The 17,848-nt window shown below is 72.1% G+C and carries 14 protein-coding genes; 2 read left to right on the forward strand and 12 right to left on the reverse strand.

The window, feature by feature from the left end; all coding sequences use genetic code 11:
- Nucleotides 1–9: 9 nt before the first annotated feature.
- The 4 genes from ACIQZN_RS05675 to ACIQZN_RS05690 form a co-directional block, all read right to left on the reverse strand.
- Nucleotides 10–1,623 carry a nitroreductase family protein gene (locus ACIQZN_RS05675; protein WP_403988684.1) on the reverse strand — a complete coding sequence of 538 codons (1,614 nt, stop codon included), beginning with the start codon at nt 1,621–1,623 and terminating at the stop codon, nt 10–12.
- 53 nt (nt 1,624–1,676) lie between these two features.
- Nucleotides 1,677–3,593, reverse strand: coding sequence for a TOMM precursor leader peptide-binding protein (locus ACIQZN_RS05680; RefSeq protein ID WP_403988686.1), 1,917 nt, complete (start codon nt 3,591–3,593; stop codon nt 1,677–1,679).
- Complete coding sequence (locus tag ACIQZN_RS05685) at nt 3,583–5,826, reverse strand: TOMM precursor leader peptide-binding protein (protein ID WP_403988688.1); 2,244 nt, start codon at nt 5,824–5,826, stop codon at nt 3,583–3,585. Before ACIQZN_RS05685 ends, ACIQZN_RS05680 begins: the two co-directional genes overlap by 11 nt.
- A gap of 172 nt (nt 5,827–5,998) precedes the next feature.
- Nucleotides 5,999–7,939: a BTAD domain-containing putative transcriptional regulator gene (locus ACIQZN_RS05690; protein ID WP_403988690.1), complete on the reverse strand. Its 1,941-nt coding sequence runs from the start codon at nt 7,937–7,939 to the stop codon at nt 5,999–6,001.
- A gap of 460 nt (nt 7,940–8,399) precedes the next feature.
- Between ACIQZN_RS05690 and ACIQZN_RS05695 the strand changes: the two genes are divergently transcribed.
- Complete coding sequence (locus ACIQZN_RS05695) at nt 8,400–9,407, forward strand: LuxR C-terminal-related transcriptional regulator (protein WP_403988692.1); 1,008 nt, start codon at nt 8,400–8,402, stop codon at nt 9,405–9,407.
- 91 nt (nt 9,408–9,498) lie between these two features.
- Here ACIQZN_RS05695 and ACIQZN_RS05700 read toward each other — a convergent pair whose 3' ends face one another.
- From ACIQZN_RS05700 to ACIQZN_RS05720, 5 genes are all read right to left on the reverse strand, one after another.
- Nucleotides 9,499–9,687, reverse strand: coding sequence for a hypothetical protein (locus ACIQZN_RS05700; protein WP_403988694.1), 189 nt, complete (start codon nt 9,685–9,687; stop codon nt 9,499–9,501).
- 76 nt (nt 9,688–9,763) lie between these two features.
- Nucleotides 9,764–10,318, reverse strand: coding sequence for a hypothetical protein (locus ACIQZN_RS05705; RefSeq protein ID WP_403988696.1), 555 nt, complete (start codon nt 10,316–10,318; stop codon nt 9,764–9,766).
- 107 nt (nt 10,319–10,425) lie between these two features.
- A complete protein-coding gene (locus ACIQZN_RS05710; protein WP_403988698.1) occupies nt 10,426–10,695 on the reverse strand; it encodes a hypothetical protein in 270 nt (89 codons plus the stop codon).
- A gap of 262 nt (nt 10,696–10,957) precedes the next feature.
- Entirely contained in the window at nt 10,958–11,155 is a 198-nt protein-coding gene (locus ACIQZN_RS05715) for a DUF397 domain-containing protein (protein WP_403988700.1), read from the reverse strand.
- Nucleotides 11,155–12,000, reverse strand: coding sequence for a helix-turn-helix domain-containing protein (locus ACIQZN_RS05720; protein WP_403988702.1), 846 nt, complete (start codon nt 11,998–12,000; stop codon nt 11,155–11,157). The genes ACIQZN_RS05715 and ACIQZN_RS05720 overlap by 1 nt, the downstream gene beginning before the upstream one ends.
- Nucleotides 12,001–12,153: 153 nt before the next feature.
- Between ACIQZN_RS05720 and ACIQZN_RS05725 the strand changes: the two genes are divergently transcribed.
- On the forward strand, nt 12,154–12,861 hold the full coding sequence (locus ACIQZN_RS05725) for an ATP-binding protein (RefSeq protein ID WP_403988704.1): 708 nt from the start codon (nt 12,154–12,156) through the stop codon (nt 12,859–12,861).
- 40 nt (nt 12,862–12,901) lie between these two features.
- Here the strand turns inward: ACIQZN_RS05725 and ACIQZN_RS05730 are convergent, their stop codons facing one another.
- From ACIQZN_RS05730 to ACIQZN_RS05740, 3 genes are all read right to left on the reverse strand, one after another.
- A complete protein-coding gene (locus ACIQZN_RS05730; protein WP_403988706.1) occupies nt 12,902–16,042 on the reverse strand; it encodes a DUF3427 domain-containing protein in 3,141 nt (1,046 codons plus the stop codon).
- Nucleotides 16,043–16,106: 64 nt separating this feature from the next.
- On the reverse strand, nt 16,107–16,604 hold the full coding sequence (locus ACIQZN_RS05735) for a GNAT family N-acetyltransferase (RefSeq protein ID WP_403988708.1): 498 nt from the start codon (nt 16,602–16,604) through the stop codon (nt 16,107–16,109).
- Nucleotides 16,605–16,704: 100 nt separating this feature from the next.
- Nucleotides 16,705–17,709: a hypothetical protein gene (locus ACIQZN_RS05740; RefSeq protein ID WP_403988710.1), complete on the reverse strand. Its 1,005-nt coding sequence runs from the start codon at nt 17,707–17,709 to the stop codon at nt 16,705–16,707.
- Between the last annotated feature and the right edge of the window lie 139 nt (nt 17,710–17,848).

Consider the following 17,848-nt stretch of genomic DNA (forward strand, 5'->3'; position numbering starts at 1 on the left):
GGGTTCCCGTCAGGCGATCTCGTGCCGGAAGTCGGCGGGCCGGGGCCGCTCGTTGCCGAGCGGCATGATCAGCAGGGGTGCCTCGTCGCCGTCGCCCAGGCCGAGCTTCTCGACGAACGAGATGTTGTCGAAGCCGAGGGCGACGCCCGCGCCGAGCCCGAGCGCGGCGGCCGCCACGTAGAACGTCTGGGCCACGGCGCCCGCGGTCCCGGCCGCCAGGCGGTATCCGCGGTCCCCCACCGCGTCCAGCACCGCGGTGGTGCGGACGGTCGGCACGAGGACGGCCCCCGCCTGCTCCAGGTTGTAGTTGGCGAGGAAGTAGGTGCCCTGGAGGAAGGACCCCTGCGGCCCCGCGTCGACGAGCCGCAGCTCCCCCGCCTCGGGGTCGTAGACATAGGCGCCCGGCTCGACGGACTCGACGTGGTTGACGAAGGCGTACATCCGGGTCTGGCGCACCGCGCCGTCCGGGTCCGCGTCACTGGGCAGCGACGTCCCGGCGCAGGCCGCGAGGACGGCGGAGAGCTGGGCGGGCGTGACGGGGCGCGCCGCGTCGAAGCGGCCGAAGCTGCTGCGCCGGGTGCGCAGGGCGCGCCGCACCGGCACGGCGGGGAAGGCCGGGGCGGGCAGGGCGGTCCGGGTGCCGCCCGGCGGGGCGGGCAGCGCCGCCGCGGTGTCCAGCGCGCCGGGGGCGGGGCGGTCCGTCGCGTCCTTGGTGGTCGCGGCGTGCATGGCGAGGAGGGTGGGGAACGTCCGGACGGTGCGGGACCGTTCGGCGTCCCGGTGCCGTACGGCCGGGTCGGGTCCGGGCGGGGCCGCCGAAGGGGCCGGGGCCGAGGTGTCCCAGTGCAGCGGGACGACGGCGAAGACGCCCTCCTCCTCGCCCTCGGTGCCGAGCAGGCCGTTCAGCCGGGGCTCGTCGAACCACAGGACGGGCGAGGTGACGAGGCCCCGGGCCCCGGCCCAGATCCGCCAGGTCTGCACGAGGGTGCCCAGGTCGGTGGAGACCACGTGGTACGAGAAGCTGTTGTACTTGAACGCGTTCTGCCAGTACTTCACCCCGAGGATCAGGTACTGGTCCGTCTCCCGGGCCTCCTCGGGCGCGTCGGGCCCCAGCGCCTCGCGGACGCGGGCGGAGACGTCGCCGGTCAGCACCCGCTGCACGGCGTGCCGCTGGACGTCGTAGTAGTGGATGCCGGGGGTCAGCGGCCCGGAGGGGCCGGACGCCCAGTAGATGCTGACCGGGTAGAGACCGCCGCCTCCGGCGGTGCCCCGGGACCAGTTGGCGTGGGTGTGCAGCGGCAGCCCGGACAGGTCGCTGTTGGCCTGGACGCCGAGGCGGCGGCCGGTCAGCCCGTACGAGTCCTTGAGCATCGCGGACAGCAGCGGCAGGGTGAAGCCGGCCGGATCGCCCGCCGCTGACCCGCCGTCCGGGGCGGGCAGCAGACCGCGTGCGGCGGGGGCGTCCGGGAGGCCGTCGCCGTCCGGGAGGGCGTACGGCTCCACGCCCGGGTAGAACTTCCCCCGGCGCGGGGCGTCGGGCCAGTCCGGGGCGAAGTCGGTGGGCTCCATCGGGACGCGACCGCGGTGCAGGACGGCGTCGGCGTACTCATGGGCGTACCCCATGGGGTGGCCCCCTCTCGCATGGGCTCGGATGGGCGGGTGCGGCTGGCGTACGGTCATGGGAACGGGTGCGGCGCGGGGTTGAGGCCGGCCGGGCCGAGTGCGACGCGCGTCCGGGGCATGTGCCGGGCGCGCTGGCGGGACCAGCCGAAGTCGATGGGGAGCAGCCCCGGCACCAGGACCTTCACGGTGTGCAGTCCGAGCGCGCGCTGCTCGGGCAGGGTCTGGTCGACGACGACCACGTCGTGGCCGGCGGCGGTGACGGCACCGACCGCGCGCAGGACGTCCGCGCGGAGGTCGGGGGCGGCCGGGCCGCCCCCGGTGTCCGGCCAGGCCAGGTCGGCGACGGAGAGCGGGGGGCGGGACTCGGGCTGCCGCAGCAGGAAGTCGGCGTGCCGGCCCATCTCGGGGATCCCGTACGACAGCGGGTGGTCGTGGAGCGTGGTGAACCGGTCGAAGTCGGCGGCCATGGCGCGCAGCCGTTCCTCGTCGCGCACGGTCCGGCCGACGAGGTTGACCGCGTCGGTGGCGATCTCGCGGAGCGCGGAGTCCAGGGCGGACTCCGGGTCGAGTCCGGCGCCCGCGCCGAAGCACATCCGGCCGGTGGAGCCGTCGAAGCGTTCGGCGCAGCCGGTGACCACGGGGACGGGGAAGCCGATCCGGGTGTCGAAGAAGCGGGCCCGGTAGCCGTACATGGCCAGCCGGTCCACCATGTGCCGGGTGGCGGGCCTGGTGCTGGTCGCCGGGTTGATCTCGCGCAGCGGCACCTGCCCGTACCAGGCGAGCAGGAAGGCGTCCCGCTCGATGACCTCCATCAGCCCGAAGTACACGGCCTCCTCCGTACTGCCCCCGGACGCGCAGCCGTTGGAGCTCTCCTGCACGAACCGGCCCTCCAGGCCCGGGGCGTGGTAGTAGGCGAGGACCTCGGGCACCGGACGGGGGCGGTCGTCGCGCAGCGACCAGCCCCACACCCAGGGGATCTTCCGGTCCGTCGCGAAGGGGCGCACCCAGGGGTTCCGGGCGTAGAACTCCTCGGCGTACAGGCCGGTTTCGCGCGGGTCGACGGCGTCGGGGCCCAGCTCGTCCAGGGAGGCGGTGAGCCGGGTGGTCCTGGCGCGGGCCCGCATCCCGGCGTAGCGCTCCAGCGCCTCCAGGACCCCGATGCTCCGGCTGTGCGCGTACGTGTCCGCGTGGCCGCCCCAGAACGTCTCCCGGAGGTAGTCCCCGGACCGGGTCGAGAAGCAGCCGACGGTGGCGGAGGTGGTGGTCGACGCGACATCGCAGGTCACCGAGGAACCGAGCGCGCCCCAGTGCGGGTTGACGAAGGCGTCCTCCGGCAGCCGGTAGTCCTCCACCCGCCGCACCCGGAAGACACCCGGCCGGTACGGCGGAGCGGGCCGCAGGGTGAGCGCCGCCGCCTCGGCGGTGTCGGCGCGGGGCGCGGAGCAGTCGGGGCACTCCGGATCGGGGACCAGGGGATGACTGCGTACGGTCATGGCGTCCAGGTCCAGCAGATGGACCCGGGGGTACGGGCCCGGCCCGGGCTCCGCAGCGGCGAGCCCCGCCATCAGGGCGGCGACGGCGGTGACGGCGAAGGGCGTGCCGTACGGCCAGTCGCCGACCGCCCGGGTGCCGTTGCCCAGTTCGAGGCCCTCGCGCAGGGACACCGAGCGCACGCCCTGCCAGCGGCGGGCGAGACAGGTGCCGCAGCCGGCGCGCCCGTCCCGGGCGGGCCACGGGCCGATCAGCACCTGCCGGCCGTAGAGGTGGACGGGCACGGCGGCGCTGTCGGCCGGGGCGTCCCCGCCCGGGGCGCCGGTCGGCGCGTACGCGTCCCGGACGCCGAGCGGCTCGACCGACACGGCCGGGGCGGCACCGGCCTCACCGAGCGCGTCCCGCAGCGCCGCGGCGAACCGGTCGACGGCTTCGGGGCGTTCGGTGGGCAGGGGGCGTACGGCGGTCTCAGCCGGCATCGGCGGCCGCCCGGGTGAGCAGAACACGCACGGTGTGGATGCCCGCGGTGGGCAGGTCGGCGGCGTGCGTGGGCACGACCAGGGCGTCCCGCCCGGCGGCGGCGAGGCGTTCGAGGATGCGGGTCCAGCCGGGGGCGTCCGGGGCGTCCGGGGCGGCGGGCTGTTCGGAGGTGATGGGGACGAGCGCCGCGTCCAGGTCGCGCAGCAGCGGGTCACCGGTGTCCGGGGCGCCGGCCATCTGGGCCTCGCCGAGCAGGTCCCGCAGGGCGTCCACGGCCGCCGTCGCGAGGTCCGGGGCCGCGCCGACGGCCCAGAGGGCGGGGCGGGGGGTGCCGGTCGTCCGGGCGAGGACGACGGAAGCCCCGGAGAATGCCCGCTCGCCGAGGTCCAGCAGCTCGACGGTGAGGCCGAGATGGGCCGCCGTTCGCAGCAGGAACACCGGTTCGGGGTCCTCGCCGAGCACCCGGGGCGGGAGGACGGAGACCGCGCCGGCTCCCCGGACGGCCCGGCGCAGAGCGTCGTGGGCGAGCGCCGAGAGCAGCCCGGCCCCGGCGGCCTCGGGCAGGTCCGCACCGGCTCCGGCACCGGCCCGGGTGGGTTCGAAGCGGCGGTCCGCGTTGTCCGCGCCGAAGGGGCGCACCGCCCCGGCGGGCACCCGGACCACCTCCTTGGTGAGCAGCGAGACGGCCGCCGTCCAGCGGGTGGCCGCCCCGGTGCCGCCGGTGCCGGACGCGACGGTGAGGCTGTCCGGGGCCACGGCGGGCAGTTCCGCCGTGGCGGCGTCGGGCGCCGGGGCGGGCACCACGTGCTCGGCGTAGAGCGTGGCGGCGGCGTTCAGCGCCCGCAGCCGGGCCCCGGCGGTGTGGTGGACGTCGAAGGCGGTGACCGTCCTGCCGCCCCCGGCACCGAGGCCGCCCAGGACGACCGAGCCCACCTTCAGCGGGGTCTGGGTCACCTTCTCGTCGGCGTAGGCGGTGAACACCCCGGCGTGCGGCTGGACGAGGGCGGAGCGGCGTTCGAGCGCGGCGAGCGGGCCCTGGGCGGCGTCGTCGTCGGCGGCGGTGTCCGCTGTGGGGAGGAACGCCGGGCGGGCCGGCGCGGACGCCAGGTCGACCGGCTCGGGCAGGGCGGTGGGCGCCGCGCAGAACGGGCACGCGGGATGCGGCAGCAACTGCTCCGACGCCACGTCGAAGGAGGCCATGTCCTGGAGGAGGAGCCGGTCGCGGGTCTCGGCCCGCAGCGCGCCGGTGACCAGGCGGAACACCTCGTAGCCGAGCAGGTTGCCGAGCATCGCCGCGAGCGGCCCCACGGGCTGGGCCCCGGGGGTGCCGGTGCCGAGGGCGAGCCCGCGCCAGAGACCGGCGGCGGCCGCGTCGGCCGCACCGCCGGCCGCGCCCAGCCGGAGGGCCGCGCAGGCCCAGCAGGCCGCCGACTCCGGGGTCATGACCGGCCCGACGACGGCCCGTCCCTGGAACGTCCAGGCCGGGAGCAGTGTCCGCCCCTCGGGCACCCCTTCCCTGAGCAGCGCCAGTACGGTGCCTGGCACCTGGGGGCCGGCCGCGGCGACGACGACGTCGTACCCGTCGTAGGCCGCCCAGCCGGTACCGGCGGCCCGGCGCCCCTCCGGGAGTGCGGACAGCTCGACGGGGCAGTCCTCCTCCGCCAGCCGGGCCGCCTCCCGCCGGACCTCCGCGACCTCCTCGGCGGTGGTGCCGCCGGAGCCGTCGAGGAAGGCGGCGTCGACGCCGATGGCGGCGCAGCCGTTGCGGATGAGCGAGAGCACGCACCAGCGGGCCACGGGGCCGTCGCCGAGCACGGCGACCCGGGTGGAGCGGTAGCGGGCGAACCGGGCGTCGGCATCGTCCGCGTAGTGGTCGATGTAGGCGATCTGCTGGGCGAAGCGTCCGGCGGGGGCCGGGGCCGTCCGCGGGGCCGCCGACTCGTCCGGTGCCGGTACGGGCCGGGCGAAGCCCCGCGCGTAGAGGGCCTTCACGAGTTCGCCGACCATGGCCTTCTGCCGGTCGCCGAAGCCCTGGCAGATCTCCTCGACCGATCTGCTGCCGTCCAGATGGGGCACCAGAAGGGTGGCGAACCGGTAGCCGGATCCGGCGGTGAGCCGGAACCCTCCGTCGGCGTTGTGGAAGATCACGCCGTCGGGCGTCTCGGTGAACAGGACGTCACGGCGGACTCGCGGCCGGGTCCCGGCGGTCTCTGTGTACGGCGTTGCTGCCATGCGTGCGTCACACCTCTTCTTCTGGGGGCTGGGACGGCGGGCCCGGGGTCGGGCCGCGCTGTCCGGCTGGGGGCGGGTGGGGATGTACGGGGCGGTGGTACCGGGTGTCAGGGGAGGGGCGGCCGGTCCGGGCGGACGCGGTGGGCGGTGACTGCGGCGCGGTGACGGGGCGTCACCGCAGGGCGGTGGGCCGGGTACTGCCCGCCTGGGGTGTCTCCCCGCGCCGTGGCGGGCGCGGGAGTTCCCGGGCGCGCCCGGGAGCGGGGGCGGCGACGGAGGAGGCGGTCGCGCGCCGGGCGTGCGCGCGCAGCAGGTCGTGCATCCGGAAGGCGCCGGGGTACTCCTCCTCCAGGAGGCCCGCGTCGAGAAGGCGTTCCAGCACGTCTTCCGCCGTCTCCCACGGCACGTCGAGAACGGTGGCGGCCAGGTCCGCGGTGAGCGGGCCGCGCGCCGCGGCCCCGAGCCGGAGATGTGCCTCGGCCAGCACCGGAGGGAGCCGCCCCACCGCCTCGTCCAGGGTCAGCGGTACGGACATCCGGGGGTCGTCGGCCAGGCTGAGGCGGGCCGGCAGGCCGTGGCGGAGCCAGCGCGCGCAGTCGGCCGGCTTGAGGAGGGGGCGGGTGAGCAGCCGGGCGGCGGCGATCCGCAGGGCGAGCGGATGGTGCCCGCACACCTCGGTCAGCAGCCGCGCCCCCGCCGGCTCGGCGGCGACGCGTTCCCGGCCCAGGACGGCCGTGAGCAGGGCGTACGACTCCTCGGGGCCGAGTGCGCCGAGCCGGTGCACGGTGCCGCCGTGCGTGGCGACGAGGGCGGCGAGCCCCATCCGGCTGGTGACGATCGCGGCACCGCCCGCGTTGGCGGTGAGCAGGGGGCGCACCTGGTCGGGGTGGACGGCGTCGTCGAGGATCAGGAGCGTACGGCCCCGCCCGGTGCCGGACCCCGCGGGCAGCGCGTCGCGGAGCTCGGCGGCGGCCTCCTCGGTCGGGCGCGGGGTGCCGTCGGGCGAGGTCAGCGGCACCAGGACGCAGCCGCCCGGGAAATGCCCGCTCACCAGGTGCGCCACGTGCAGGGCGAGCGCGGTCTTGCCGATGCCGGGCGCCCCGGAGAGCACGGCGACCGGGGAGGCGCCCGTGAGCAGCGGGACGAGTTCCTCCACCTGGGTCCGGCGCCCGGTGAAGCCGGGCACCGCGGGGAGGGGGGCCACGGCGGGGAGGGGGGCCTCTGCGGGAAGGGGGGCCACTGCGGGGAGGGGGGCCACCGCCGTACCGCCACCGTCGCCGCCCCGGCCCTCCGGCGGAAGCACCCGCGACGGGAGAACGGCCGGTGGCGATACGGGGCTCACGAGCGAGACGGGGGCCCGCCCGTTGTCCGGGGCGCCCAGGTCGTCGCCGCGCAGGATCGCCAGTTCCAGACGCTGGAGCCCGGGCCGTGGGTCGACGCCGAGTTCCTCGCGCAGGTACGCCTTGATCCTCCGGTACTCCGACAGCGCCTCCGTCTGCCGCCCGGTCCGGTACAGAGCCAGCATCAGCTGCTCGGAGAACCGCTCGTGCGCCGGATATACGCGCGTAACTTCCCAGAGATCAACCAGGATCTCGCGGCAACGGCCGTGCCCCAGCTCGATGTCGCAGACCCGTTCCAGGACCCGCAGGCGTTCCTCCGCCAGCCGGGGCACCTCGTCCCGGTGCAGCAGCCCGGAGGGCACGTTGGCGAGCAGCGGCCCCTGCCAGAGGGCGAGGGCGGCCCGCAGGGTGTACAGCTCGGAGTCCTCACCGGCCGCCGCCGCCCGGCCGACGAGCTGCCGGAAGTGGAGCAGGTCGAGGGTCTCGGCGTCGGCGTGGATGCGGTAGCCGCCGGCGACCGCCACGACGGCCTGGTCCTCGATGCCGTACTTGGCGAAGATCCGGCGCAGCCGCAGGACGCAGCTCTGGAGCGCGGCCTTGGCCGTGGTGGGCTGCTCCTCGCCCCAGACGGCCTCTTGCAGGTGGTCGGTGGAGACGACCCGCCCCGGCCGGATGAGCAGGGCGGCCAGCAGCGCGGTCGGCTTGGAGGGCGGGAGGACCACGAGGTCCCGCCCATCGGTGATGCTCAGGGGCCCGAGCAGTTGGAACAGCACCGTCGTCCGCCTTCCCCGTACACTCTCGGCGGCCCGTCGCCGGGCCGCTGCCTCGTCGTACCCGTACCGGACCGGGAACTACTGCCAGCCGAAGTCGTTCGGCCGGTTTCCCGGGGGCTCGGGCAGGGCGAGGGACGGGAAGGCCGGACAGGAGAACCGGTGGAGACACGTCATGCGGAAGCCTTTCGAACCAGTGGTGGGGAGCGTTCGACAGCCGTGAGTTTTGTACGCGGGTGACGCGACGGTGAAGGCGAGACCGCTGGACCGATGAGGCCATGGCCCCTTCCGTCCAACATGTGGATACCCGGGCCGCCGCCGGCCCCCGGGAGACGGTCCGCCACCGTTCACACGCTCGTGGCGTGGCCTTTTAGCACCGCGCAACCGGGGTGCTGCAGAGTGGATTTCACTGCCTCTAGGTAACAAATACGGCAAGAGACAGTGCTCCTAGTGTGGAGGGACGATGCTCGACCCTTTGGGCCTGGACGCCACGGCGGAGATCGTCTACCGGGCACTGCTCGCCGATCCGTACGCGTCCCTCGCGGAGCACAGCTCTCAGCTGCCCCTGACGCGCCACCAATTCGACTCCGCAGTAGAGGAATTACTGGACCTGTCCCTGGTGCGGCCGGCCGCCGGCACCGGTGGGCGGCGCCTGCACGTGGTCGACCCCCGGCTGGGCCTGGAGATGCTGCTGACCCGCCGCCGCGCACTGCTCGCCGCCGAACGGCAGCGGCTGGCGGACGGGGAGGCGGCCGTGGCCGAACTCCTCTGCGGCCTCCCCGCCCCCCATCCAGGCGCCGGCGATCCGCCGGTGGTGCACCTGGACGGCGTGGACCACGTACGGGACTACCTGGTGCGGCTCCACGAGGAGGTGAAGGAGGAGATCCTGACCTTCGCGACGGGCGGGGCGCAGACGGAGGAGAACATGCACGCCTCCCGCCCCCTCAACCAGGAGCTCCTGGAGCGCGGGGTGCGGATGCGCACGGTCTATCTCGACAGCATCCACAACCACCCGCCCACGGTGGCCCACGTGACCTGGCTGGCCTCGCTCGGCGCCGGGATCCGCACGGCCCCCTCGCTCAGCACCCGCATGATCATCACCGACCACCGCCTGGCCCTGGTCGCCCTGGACGACCAGGACTCCTCGCTCGGCGCCCTCGTGGTGTCGGGCCCGGGCCTCATCGCGGCGCTGGAGGCCCTGTTCGAGAACGTCTGGGACGACGCCGAACCCCTCGGTCCGTGCGAGAGACCCGCCGACCACTCACTGACCCGCCAACAACACGAGACCCTGCGCCTGCTGGCCCGCGGCTACACGGACGAGGCCATAGCCAAGCGCCTCGGGGTCTCCCCCCGCACCGCCCGCCGCATCGCCACCGGCCTCCTGGGCCACCTGGACGCCCGCAGCCGCTTCCAGGCCGGCGTCCACGCGGCCCAACTCGGCTACCTGCCGGCGGACGGCCCCCGACCCTGAGGCGCCGGGGCGGGCCCGGGCCCTGAGGGACAGCGAGCCTGCCGCGCCACCGACCGCTTCCGCGCCGCCGACCGCTTCCGCGCCGCCGCGCTCAGCCCCCGTACGGCCCCATGTTCTGGCTCCGCGCGTGCCCGTCCGCCAGCCCCTGCGCCTGCCCCTGCTCCGCCGCCCCACGCTCCCAGGCCCCGCGCTCGCCGGACCCCCCGCGCTTGCGGAGCGCGACGAGGATGGCGCCGAGCACCACGACAAGACCGACGACGACACCGATGACCAGAACCATGATTTCCCCCACTGCACCGGAGGGACCACGGACTGCGGCCCCTCCCTACTTGTACCCATCGTCGCTCGTCGGACGCTCAAGAGGAAGCGGGCCCGTCGAGCGACGCGGCGAAGGAGGCCAGGGCGGCGAAATCGTCGTCCCGCAGCCCGATCCGCGGATTTACGTGGTGGAGGAGCGCCGGCCCCGGGTGGTGGACGCTCACGTGGGCGTGGTCGGCGTCGCTCTGCTCGTCGTCCACCCAGGCGAACGGGCGGCCGCCCGCGTACGCGATCAACGCCTCGCACTTCCAGTGCACACCGTCGGGCCGCTCCCGGAACAGCCCGTCCCCGAACTCCACGAACGGCAGCTCGGGCAGCCCGAGAACGGGCCCGATCCACGTGTTCGCGTCGTCCATCCAGGTGGTGGCCCAGCACAACTCGTACCCGAGCGCCAACAGGGCCTCGCCGTGGCCCGGGTTGAGCCACACCCGCAACGGCGTCGCGGAGGACCGGAGCCCGCCGTGCCCCGTGGCGGCGAGACCGTCCCGGGGGACGCGGATAGTGGTGTAGCCAACGGGCCGCCGTTCGGGCTGCGCGGCGTATGGGTTCAGCGGTCCGTCGACGTCGAGGAAGAGAAGGGGTCGGGCCGCCATGGGGGCTCCCAGGGATGCGCGCGGATGGTGCGTGGCGTGAGTGGTGGTCGAAGTCCACGGAGTAGTCATGGAGCGCGAGGCGCCGGCCCGGGCCCTCGGGCTGCAGGCTAAGCATCGGGGATGTCCCCCTTCGCCGCGGCTGCCGTCCTGCGGGGAATGATGACGATCCGTTCGTCCGGGGCGACGACGAGCCCCGGTGGAAGGTGTGGCAGGTAGGAGTCGGTGAGGTCCCGGCCGACGACGGCGATGTCGCCGTTTGCCAGCTCCCAGATGTCCGGACACCCCTGCTCGCCACCCGTGGTGCCCAGTTCGGCGGGGGATTTGCCCAGACGGCGCAGCAGCGGCGAAGAAGGATCGGCTTCCCAGCCCCGAGTCATCAAACCCCTCCCATCAGTCCTCCTGAAGGTAACCCAGGTCACAGCGGGTGCGTTGCCGGAGAACGGCTTCCGGCCACTCGCGCGCGATGACCCGCGGCGCGGCGCGTCCGCTTCACGGCCTGCGGCAATCGATCGAGGCGCGTCCCGGCCGGGGCCGCCCGACTCCTGGCGCGTAGGTGATCCGGGAGGCGTTACTGCCCGGTCCGATCCGGAGCGGGATGCGCCGAAGCGATGCGGCCCCGGAGGCGGTCCGCGCGACGGCTCAGCCCAGTTGGCGTACCCGGACCGACCTGACGAAGTGGACCCAAGCCTTCGAGTCCACGCGGAACCGCCCCTTGAGGGGCTGCTTGCTGTCGCGTACGGCGGCACCGCCACCGATGAACGCGGCCTCGACGCACTCCGTGCCGCTGCCACCGCTGTACGACGACTTGAACCATTGGTAGCCGTCTTCGTGTTCCATCACAGCTCCCTGCACACCTCGTTCAACAGCGCGACGGACGACTGGAGGTCCAGTGCTTGGGCGCGCAGATACTCGAACGCCAGCCTATAGCGTTCGAGTTCCTGAGGCTTTTCCATGAACAGGCCGCCGCCGAGGATGTCCACGTAGACCACATCGAGCTCCGGCGTCGCCCCGCCCAGGAGGACGAAACTGCCTACAGCCGCCGCGTGCGCCCCTGCGGAGAACGGCAGAATCTGGACCGTGACGTGGGGCTGAGCCGAGAGTGTGATCAGATGCTGCAACTGCTCGCGCATGACGGAGCGTCCCCCGACCATGCGCCGGATCACGGCCTCGTCAATCACCGCCCAGAGGTGTGGGGGCTCGTCGCGCGACAGCAACTCCTGACGCTTCATCCGGATGTCGACCATGTGATTGATCTCTTGGTCGCTGCACCTCATCTCGGATGCGCGGTGGACGGCTTCGGCGTACGAGCGGGTCTGCAGCAGTCCGGGGACGTACATGCAGGCGTAGTGCCCTTCACTCACCACCTCGTCTTCGAGGGTGAGCATCAGGTTCATGGACTCCGGGATCGGGTCCGCCAGTGAACGCCACCAGCCTTGGATGCGCGCGCCCTTGGCCAGTTCGATGAGTGACTGCCGCTCCTGGTCAGAGGCGCCGTACTCGCGACACAGCGCGTCTACGGCAGGCCATTTGACCACGCCTTCCTTTGTCTCGTACCGACTCAGTGTGGCTTTGGAGATGCCTACCCGGGCGCCCGCCTCCTCCAAGGTGAGCCCCTTGGCGTCGCGTAGACGGCGCAGGTCGGCTCCGAGCTGCCGCCTACGGGTTGTTGGTCCAACTGACATGTTCCATGCCCTTCGAGTCGATCTCTGAGGGTGCACGCTGCCGAGTCCTGCAGGCAAGGAGGCGTACGCCGGGGGCGCGCGCTGACACCTCGTGCCCCTGAGAGAACGAAGTGAGAGTTCCATTTTGAGAGTTCCAATGCAACTCTATGGTCCATGGCGCTCACGGATGGTGATCGCCGTTCTGTGGAGGGATGGTCTGGCATGGGCGGATGTCGTTTTGGCGTCGAGCGACGAAAGTGGGAATTGCCGTTCCTGGCGGAGCCGAGCGAGCTGGCCAGCATGCGGAAGGCGATCCGGCGACGCCTTGAGCTCTGGGGGCTCTCGTCGGTGGCTCCCGCGGCTCAGCTCTGCGTGACCGAACTGGCCAGCAACGTCATCAAGCACGTAGGCACTGGAACGCCTAGTTGTCTTGAGGTGAGTATGAGCGGCAGCTACGTGCGCATCGAGGTGAGCGATCCGGACGGGCGGCGTCTCCCCACGCTCGTCAGGTCGGACGATCTGAGCGAGCAGGGACGGGGCGTGGCGCTGGTGGATGGAGTGGCCGCCCGCTGGGGCGTCATCCTACGCGGCGACTCCAAAGTCACGTGGTGCGAGATCGCCACAGATTTGCAGTCCCCCGACAGCCACATCGGAAGTGGGCAGGTAGCGAAGGCCGAGGCGCTTCTGGGGCTCTGTGGCCTTGGGGAGCGCGCGAAAGCTACGCGGCCCAGGGCGACGACCGCAAGGGAGGCCGCGGAAACAGCCACGGGCTTGATCGCCGACCTGCTCTTGTGGCTCGCGGCGCACGGCTTCGATGCGGACGAAGCGCTTGATCGCGCGCAGCTTCTCTTCGAAGCGGAGTCGGACCCCGGGTTCGTGTGAGTCGTGGACTACCCGGAACGGTCCGCCCGCCGAATGCCCGTCATCCGGACGCGATTGCGGAGTATGTCACCACGTCGGCAGGCATCTCGTGGCGCAGCTTCCAAGTGATGCCCATGGGGTTGCTTCCCTCGTGGGTGTCGTAGTCGGCTGGCCCGAGCAGCATCCAGGGATGAGGGCCTCCGATGTCCGTCTTCTTGTAACGCCGGGCGAAAAGGAGGATGTGGGTGCCCTTCTTCTGGTGGGTTTGGTAGCGAACGCCCGTCGCGGACGTCTCTGAAGTCTGATTCTGGGACTCCCAGTGGAACTCGGACTCGTTCAGCGCGTAATCCTTGTACCGGGTCTCCGGAGAGAAGTCCTTCTCATCCTTCTCCAGGGTGACGAAGAGGGCGTCCGTCTGCTTGCCCTCGCACCACCTCGCTCCTTCGCGAAAGTGCCCTGGCAGGAACCCGCCCAGTTTCGATTCGTCCAGGGCCGTGAGGATCTCCTCGCGGCTGTACGAGGCGTGGACGGTCAGTGGCAGATCGGCGTGCGCCCCGCTGAGCGGGATGGGGAGGTGGTCGGCCAGCTCCAGAACATGGGTGAGTATCTGGCGGACCTCATCTCGGAATGCCTGCTGACCGCGGAGGGTGTCCAGGCCCTCCCCGTAGCCTGCGAACCCGCCCCCAAGCGGCCACAGGGAGAAGAAGAGCATGCGGGCGTACGCCTGGTCCTGTGGGTCCAATCGGTCGTACGCGGGGGCGTCGTCGCTGAGGAGCCTGGTGTACGCCGAGACGCGGGCCGGGTCGTCGACGTGGAGGAACGCCGGCACCCGCTTCAGGAGCGCCGCCTCGCCCTCGGGGGCAGTCGGATCCAGAAGCTTGGCGCGGCGAAGGAGGCCCGTCCAGGAGTTTCCGTTACCGCGGTACAGCTCCTTGATCTCTCGACCGCTCTCCCGGAGGTAGGCCGAGAGCCGCAGCTCCGCATACTCCGAGACTTCGCGCGCGAGCTGTGTGACGTTGACCTTGAGTTGGTTGCGGACGTTGTCGAGGATCAGCTCCTTGGCCTTCTTCTCAAGGATGATGTGGCAACCCGAAGGCAGCTGCGGGAAGTCGTGCTCGATGCTCGTCAGCAGACGGTTGCGTGTCAGGTTGGTCAGGGCCCGGAGGGGCACTTCGAATCGAAATTCCTTGCGGTGTTGACCGATGAAATCGAGGACGGTCAGCACGGCCTTGTTCTCGGTCCTGCGAAGACCGCGCCCCAACTGCTGAAGGAAGACGGTTGCGCTTGAGGTCGGCCTGAGAAGGAGCAGAGTGTCGACATCGGGGATGTCGAGCCCTTCATTGAGCAGGTCGACCGAGAAGATCACCTGGAGCGCCCCGGCGCGGAGCTCGTCGAGTGCAGCCCTGCGTTCGGCCCGCGGCGTCTCACCGGAGAGCGCGACCGCCTTGAGCCCGGCGCGTCGAAAGAAGTCGGCCATGAACTCGGCGTGAGCCACTGTGACGCAGAAACCGAGAGCCCGCATCGTTCCAGGGTTGGTGACCTTGTCCTTCACGGCCTTGACGACAAGCCTGGCGCGAGCCTCGTTGCCCGTGAACAGGTTGCCGAGAGCGTTCGTGTCGTAGGCCCCGCGCTTCCAAGTGACGGCACTGAGGTCGGTGTTGTCGGTGACACCGAAGTAGTGGAACGGGCTCAGCAGTTCGTTTTCGAGGGCTTCCCAGAGCCGCATCTCAGCTGCGATCCGACCATCGAAATACTCATCCTGGATGCTCTTTCCGTCCATCCGCTCGGGGGTGGCGGTGAGGCCGAGGAGTTCCACGGGATCGAAGTGCTTCACGATCCGCCGATAAGTGTCCGACGTGCCGTGATGGAACTCGTCGATCACGATGACGTCGAAGTGGTCCGGGGCAAGGCGGTCCAGCGTATGTCCCTTGAGCGATTGGGCGCTTGCGAAGACGTGCGTCCAGTCGTCGGGCACCTCCCCGCTGTAGCAGAGCTCGCCGAAGTTCGCATCCACCAGAACGTTCTGGTAGACGCGCAGGGACTGCTCCAGGATCTCCTTGCGATGGGCCACGAAGAGCAGGCGAAGGTCCCGGCCGTGCTTCTGCCGCAGATGCTTGTAGTCCAGGGCGGCCATCACCGTCTTGCCGGTACCGGTGGCTGCGACCAGGAGGTTGCGGTGCCGCTCGTGGACTGTGCGCTCGACTTCGAGGCGTTCCAGCATGTCGCGCTGGTGGGGGTAGGGACGGACCTCCAGCCCGGAAAGCGTGATGACGTGGTTGCCCCGGAGGTCGGAGGGGGCACTGGCCTGGGCAAGGGCCTCGTCCAAACGCTGACCGTCGGCGTCGGGGTCGTACGTTTCGAAGGAGCGCTCGCTCCAGTAGGCGTCGAAGGTCGCCTCGAACTTGCGAAGAACAGAGGGGGTTGCCACTGAGGACAGCCGGACGTTCCATTCCAGGCCGTCGAGGAGCGCCGCCTTAGACAGGTTGGAGCTGCCGACGTACGCCGTGTCGAAGCCCGTTTCACGGCGGAAGAGCCAAGCCTTGGCGTGCAGGCGAGTCGAGCGGAGCTCGTAGTTCACTTTCACTTCGGCGCCGAACTCGCGGACGAGGCGGTCGAGGGCGCGTCGTTCCGTTGCTCCGATGTACGTCGTGGTGAGCACCCTGATGGGGACACCCCGATCTCGGGCGGAGGCGAGTGCGTCTTCGAGTACGCGGAGGCCGTGCCACTTCACGAACGCGCAGAGGAGATCCACACGGTCCGTCGTGGCTAGCTCCGCACGCAACTCGAATCCGAGGCTCGGGTCCTCGGGGGCGTTGGTGATGAGGGCGGTGTCGGAGAGAGGCGTGGCCGGACGTACGGCATAGACGCCTGGAGCCTTCTGCTCGGCGACTGCGAGCAGTTGTCGCGGTCCGTCGAGGACTACGTCAACCCACGCGGCGGCGCCCTTGATGGTCTTGATCGATTCGAGGATGTGATTCGCGGCTACGACCTGTTCCGCCGGATCGAGCCCCTGCAGCACCCGACGCACGGTATTGGCGATGTGGCGCGAAAGGACGTGAGGTGCGGAGCCCGCTCCGACCACATCGTCGATCGCCCGCCAGCCCGCGGCGTCGAGCTGCCTTATCCGCTCTTCGAGCCGCCGGGTGATCAGCGTCTCATAGAGCCCGGCAACCGGCGCCGCGGCTGAAGCGCTGCTGACCATGGGCCACCCCTCCTCGCGATACCTGTGTGCGCAGTTGTATCAAGGGGGGCGGACAGTGAAAGCACTAGCCAGGAGTCGCCGCCCCCAGCACCCGCACGAACCCCACCCCCCGCTCCCCGTTCAACACCACCGCCTCCCCCGTCTCCACGAACCCCGTCCGGCTCAGCACCCCCCGCGACGCCGCGTTCCGCACCGCCGCTCTCGCCCTGAGCGTCGTCAGGTCGTACCGCGTGCGGCACAGGTCGAAGAGTTGGTGCACCGTGGTGGTCGCCAGGCCCCTGCCCGTGGCCTGCTCCGCGAGGCGGAAGCCGAGTTCGGCCGTGCCGGCGGTGGCGTCCATCAGGTTGAAGCGGCCCAGGATCTCGCCCGACTCCACCAGCACGTGGAAGTGGCAGATCCCCGCGGTCTGTTCGGCGAGCAGGGCCTCGTGGCGGGGCGCGTAGTCGGCGAAGAACGCGTCGCCTCGGTCCGGGACCGACGCCGCGAAGAACGCGCGGTTGGCCTCCTCGAACGCGAGGACGGCCGGGGCGTGGTCGGGGCGCAGGCGCTGGAGTTCGGGCATGGGCGAAGGGTACGGAGCCGGGGCGCGCCCCGGCATCCACTAATCGGGCCGCCGCCCCGGGCCGCCGCGACCCGAAGGCCCCGGGCCGCCCCGAGACCCCCTACACCCGCCCCCCATGGCACCCCCGGTACGACTCCCCCGACCCGCACCAGCACTCCGCGCTCTTCGCCGGCGGCCACGGCACCGCGCGGCCCCGCGCGGCCAGGGTCGTCGCGTACTGGGGGAGGAGGTCCGGGTCCGCCGGGGACGCGGATTCGGAGGCGGCGAAGGCTTCGTAGGAGGGGACCGTGCCCCGGACGATGCCCAGGTTCGGGGTGCCCGCCGCCTGGAGGTCGCGCAGGGCCGTCTCCAGGCGGGCCAGGTGGTCCGGATGGGAGGCGTATTCGCTGCCCAGGCTCGGGTACGCCGTGAGGAGTTCGCGGAATTCGGCGGCCGGCCAGTGCAGCACCGCCACCGGGAACGGGCGGGACAACGCCGTCCGGTACGTGCCCAGTTCGGCGCGCAGGCGGGTGATCTCGGCGCGCAGCTCACCCGGGTCCGACGAGCCGAGCGACCACAGCCGCTTCGGGTCGTGGAGCTCGTCCAGCGGGACCGCCGCCGTGTGCAGGGTGTCCGCCAGCTCGTCCCAGGCGTCGTGCCCGACGCCCATCAGGCGGCGCACCCGGTGCCGGCCGGTCAGCAGCGACTGGGTCTGGTACGGGACCTCCTCGCCCGGGGCGATGAGCAGCCGCAGGGCCGTGGAGAAGAGGTCGTGGGCCGCTTCCAGCTCGTCGTGGGCCTCCAGCGTCTCCGCCGCGATCTCCCACGGGGCAGCCTCCTGCGGGGCCGCCACGCGGACGCCGTCGATCAGCGCGCGGGCCTCCGCCTCGTGGCCGTACTCCCACAGGTTCGCGGCGCTGAGCGCCTTCACCAGCTGCGGGTGCTCGGTGCGGGGGTCGCCGAGCAGGTCGTCGTAGAGCGTCGTGGCGCGGGCGCGGTCGCCGCCGAGTTCCAGGTGGGCCGCGGCCTGGAGGAGCAGCGGCTCGTGGTCCTCGGGGTACTGCGCCGCGGTGCGGAGCAGACGCTCGGCTTCGGAGATGTGGTCGGCAGGAGTCTCGGGGCGCATGCACCACACCGTACTGCTGTGCGGGCACGCGACGGGGGCCACTCCGCGGGCCCGGGGCGTGAGCCCGGTCGCGTGCCGGAGGTGTTGACGACCACCGGCCACGGACCCGCCGCCGACCCTCTAACGTGTCTCCACGTGC

This window comes from Streptomyces sp. NPDC097595 (assembly GCF_044761525.1).
Taxonomy (GTDB): domain Bacteria; phylum Actinomycetota; class Actinomycetes; order Streptomycetales; family Streptomycetaceae; genus Streptomyces; species Streptomyces drozdowiczii_A.

Excerpts from the sequence above, each read along its gene's own strand:
- ACIQZN_RS05675 (WP_403988684.1), bottom strand. The coding sequence starts at position 1,623 with ATGGGGTACGCCCATGAGTACGCCGACGCCGTCCTGCACCGCGGTCGC.
- ACIQZN_RS05680 (WP_403988686.1), bottom strand. The coding sequence starts at position 3,593 with ATGCCGGCTGAGACCGCCGTACGCCCCCTGCCCACCGAACGCCCCGAA.
- ACIQZN_RS05685 (WP_403988688.1), bottom strand. The coding sequence starts at position 5,826 with ATGGCAGCAACGCCGTACACAGAGACCGCCGGGACCCGGCCGCGAGTC.
- ACIQZN_RS05695 (WP_403988692.1), top strand. The coding sequence starts at position 8,400 with ATGCTCGACCCTTTGGGCCTGGACGCCACGGCGGAGATCGTCTACCGG.
- ACIQZN_RS05700 (WP_403988694.1), bottom strand. The coding sequence starts at position 9,687 with ATGGTTCTGGTCATCGGTGTCGTCGTCGGTCTTGTCGTGGTGCTCGGC.
- ACIQZN_RS05705 (WP_403988696.1), bottom strand. The coding sequence starts at position 10,318 with ATGGCGGCCCGACCCCTTCTCTTCCTCGACGTCGACGGACCGCTGAAC.
- ACIQZN_RS05710 (WP_403988698.1), bottom strand. The coding sequence starts at position 10,695 with ATGACTCGGGGCTGGGAAGCCGATCCTTCTTCGCCGCTGCTGCGCCGT.
- ACIQZN_RS05715 (WP_403988700.1), bottom strand. The coding sequence starts at position 11,155 with ATGGAACACGAAGACGGCTACCAATGGTTCAAGTCGTCGTACAGCGGT.
- ACIQZN_RS05720 (WP_403988702.1), bottom strand. The coding sequence starts at position 12,000 with ATGTCAGTTGGACCAACAACCCGTAGGCGGCAGCTCGGAGCCGACCTG.
- ACIQZN_RS05725 (WP_403988704.1), top strand. The coding sequence starts at position 12,154 with ATGGCGCTCACGGATGGTGATCGCCGTTCTGTGGAGGGATGGTCTGGC.
- ACIQZN_RS05730 (WP_403988706.1), bottom strand. The coding sequence starts at position 16,042 with ATGGTCAGCAGCGCTTCAGCCGCGGCGCCGGTTGCCGGGCTCTATGAG.
- ACIQZN_RS05735 (WP_403988708.1), bottom strand. The coding sequence starts at position 16,604 with ATGCCCGAACTCCAGCGCCTGCGCCCCGACCACGCCCCGGCCGTCCTC.
- ACIQZN_RS05740 (WP_403988710.1), bottom strand. The coding sequence starts at position 17,709 with ATGCGCCCCGAGACTCCTGCCGACCACATCTCCGAAGCCGAGCGTCTG.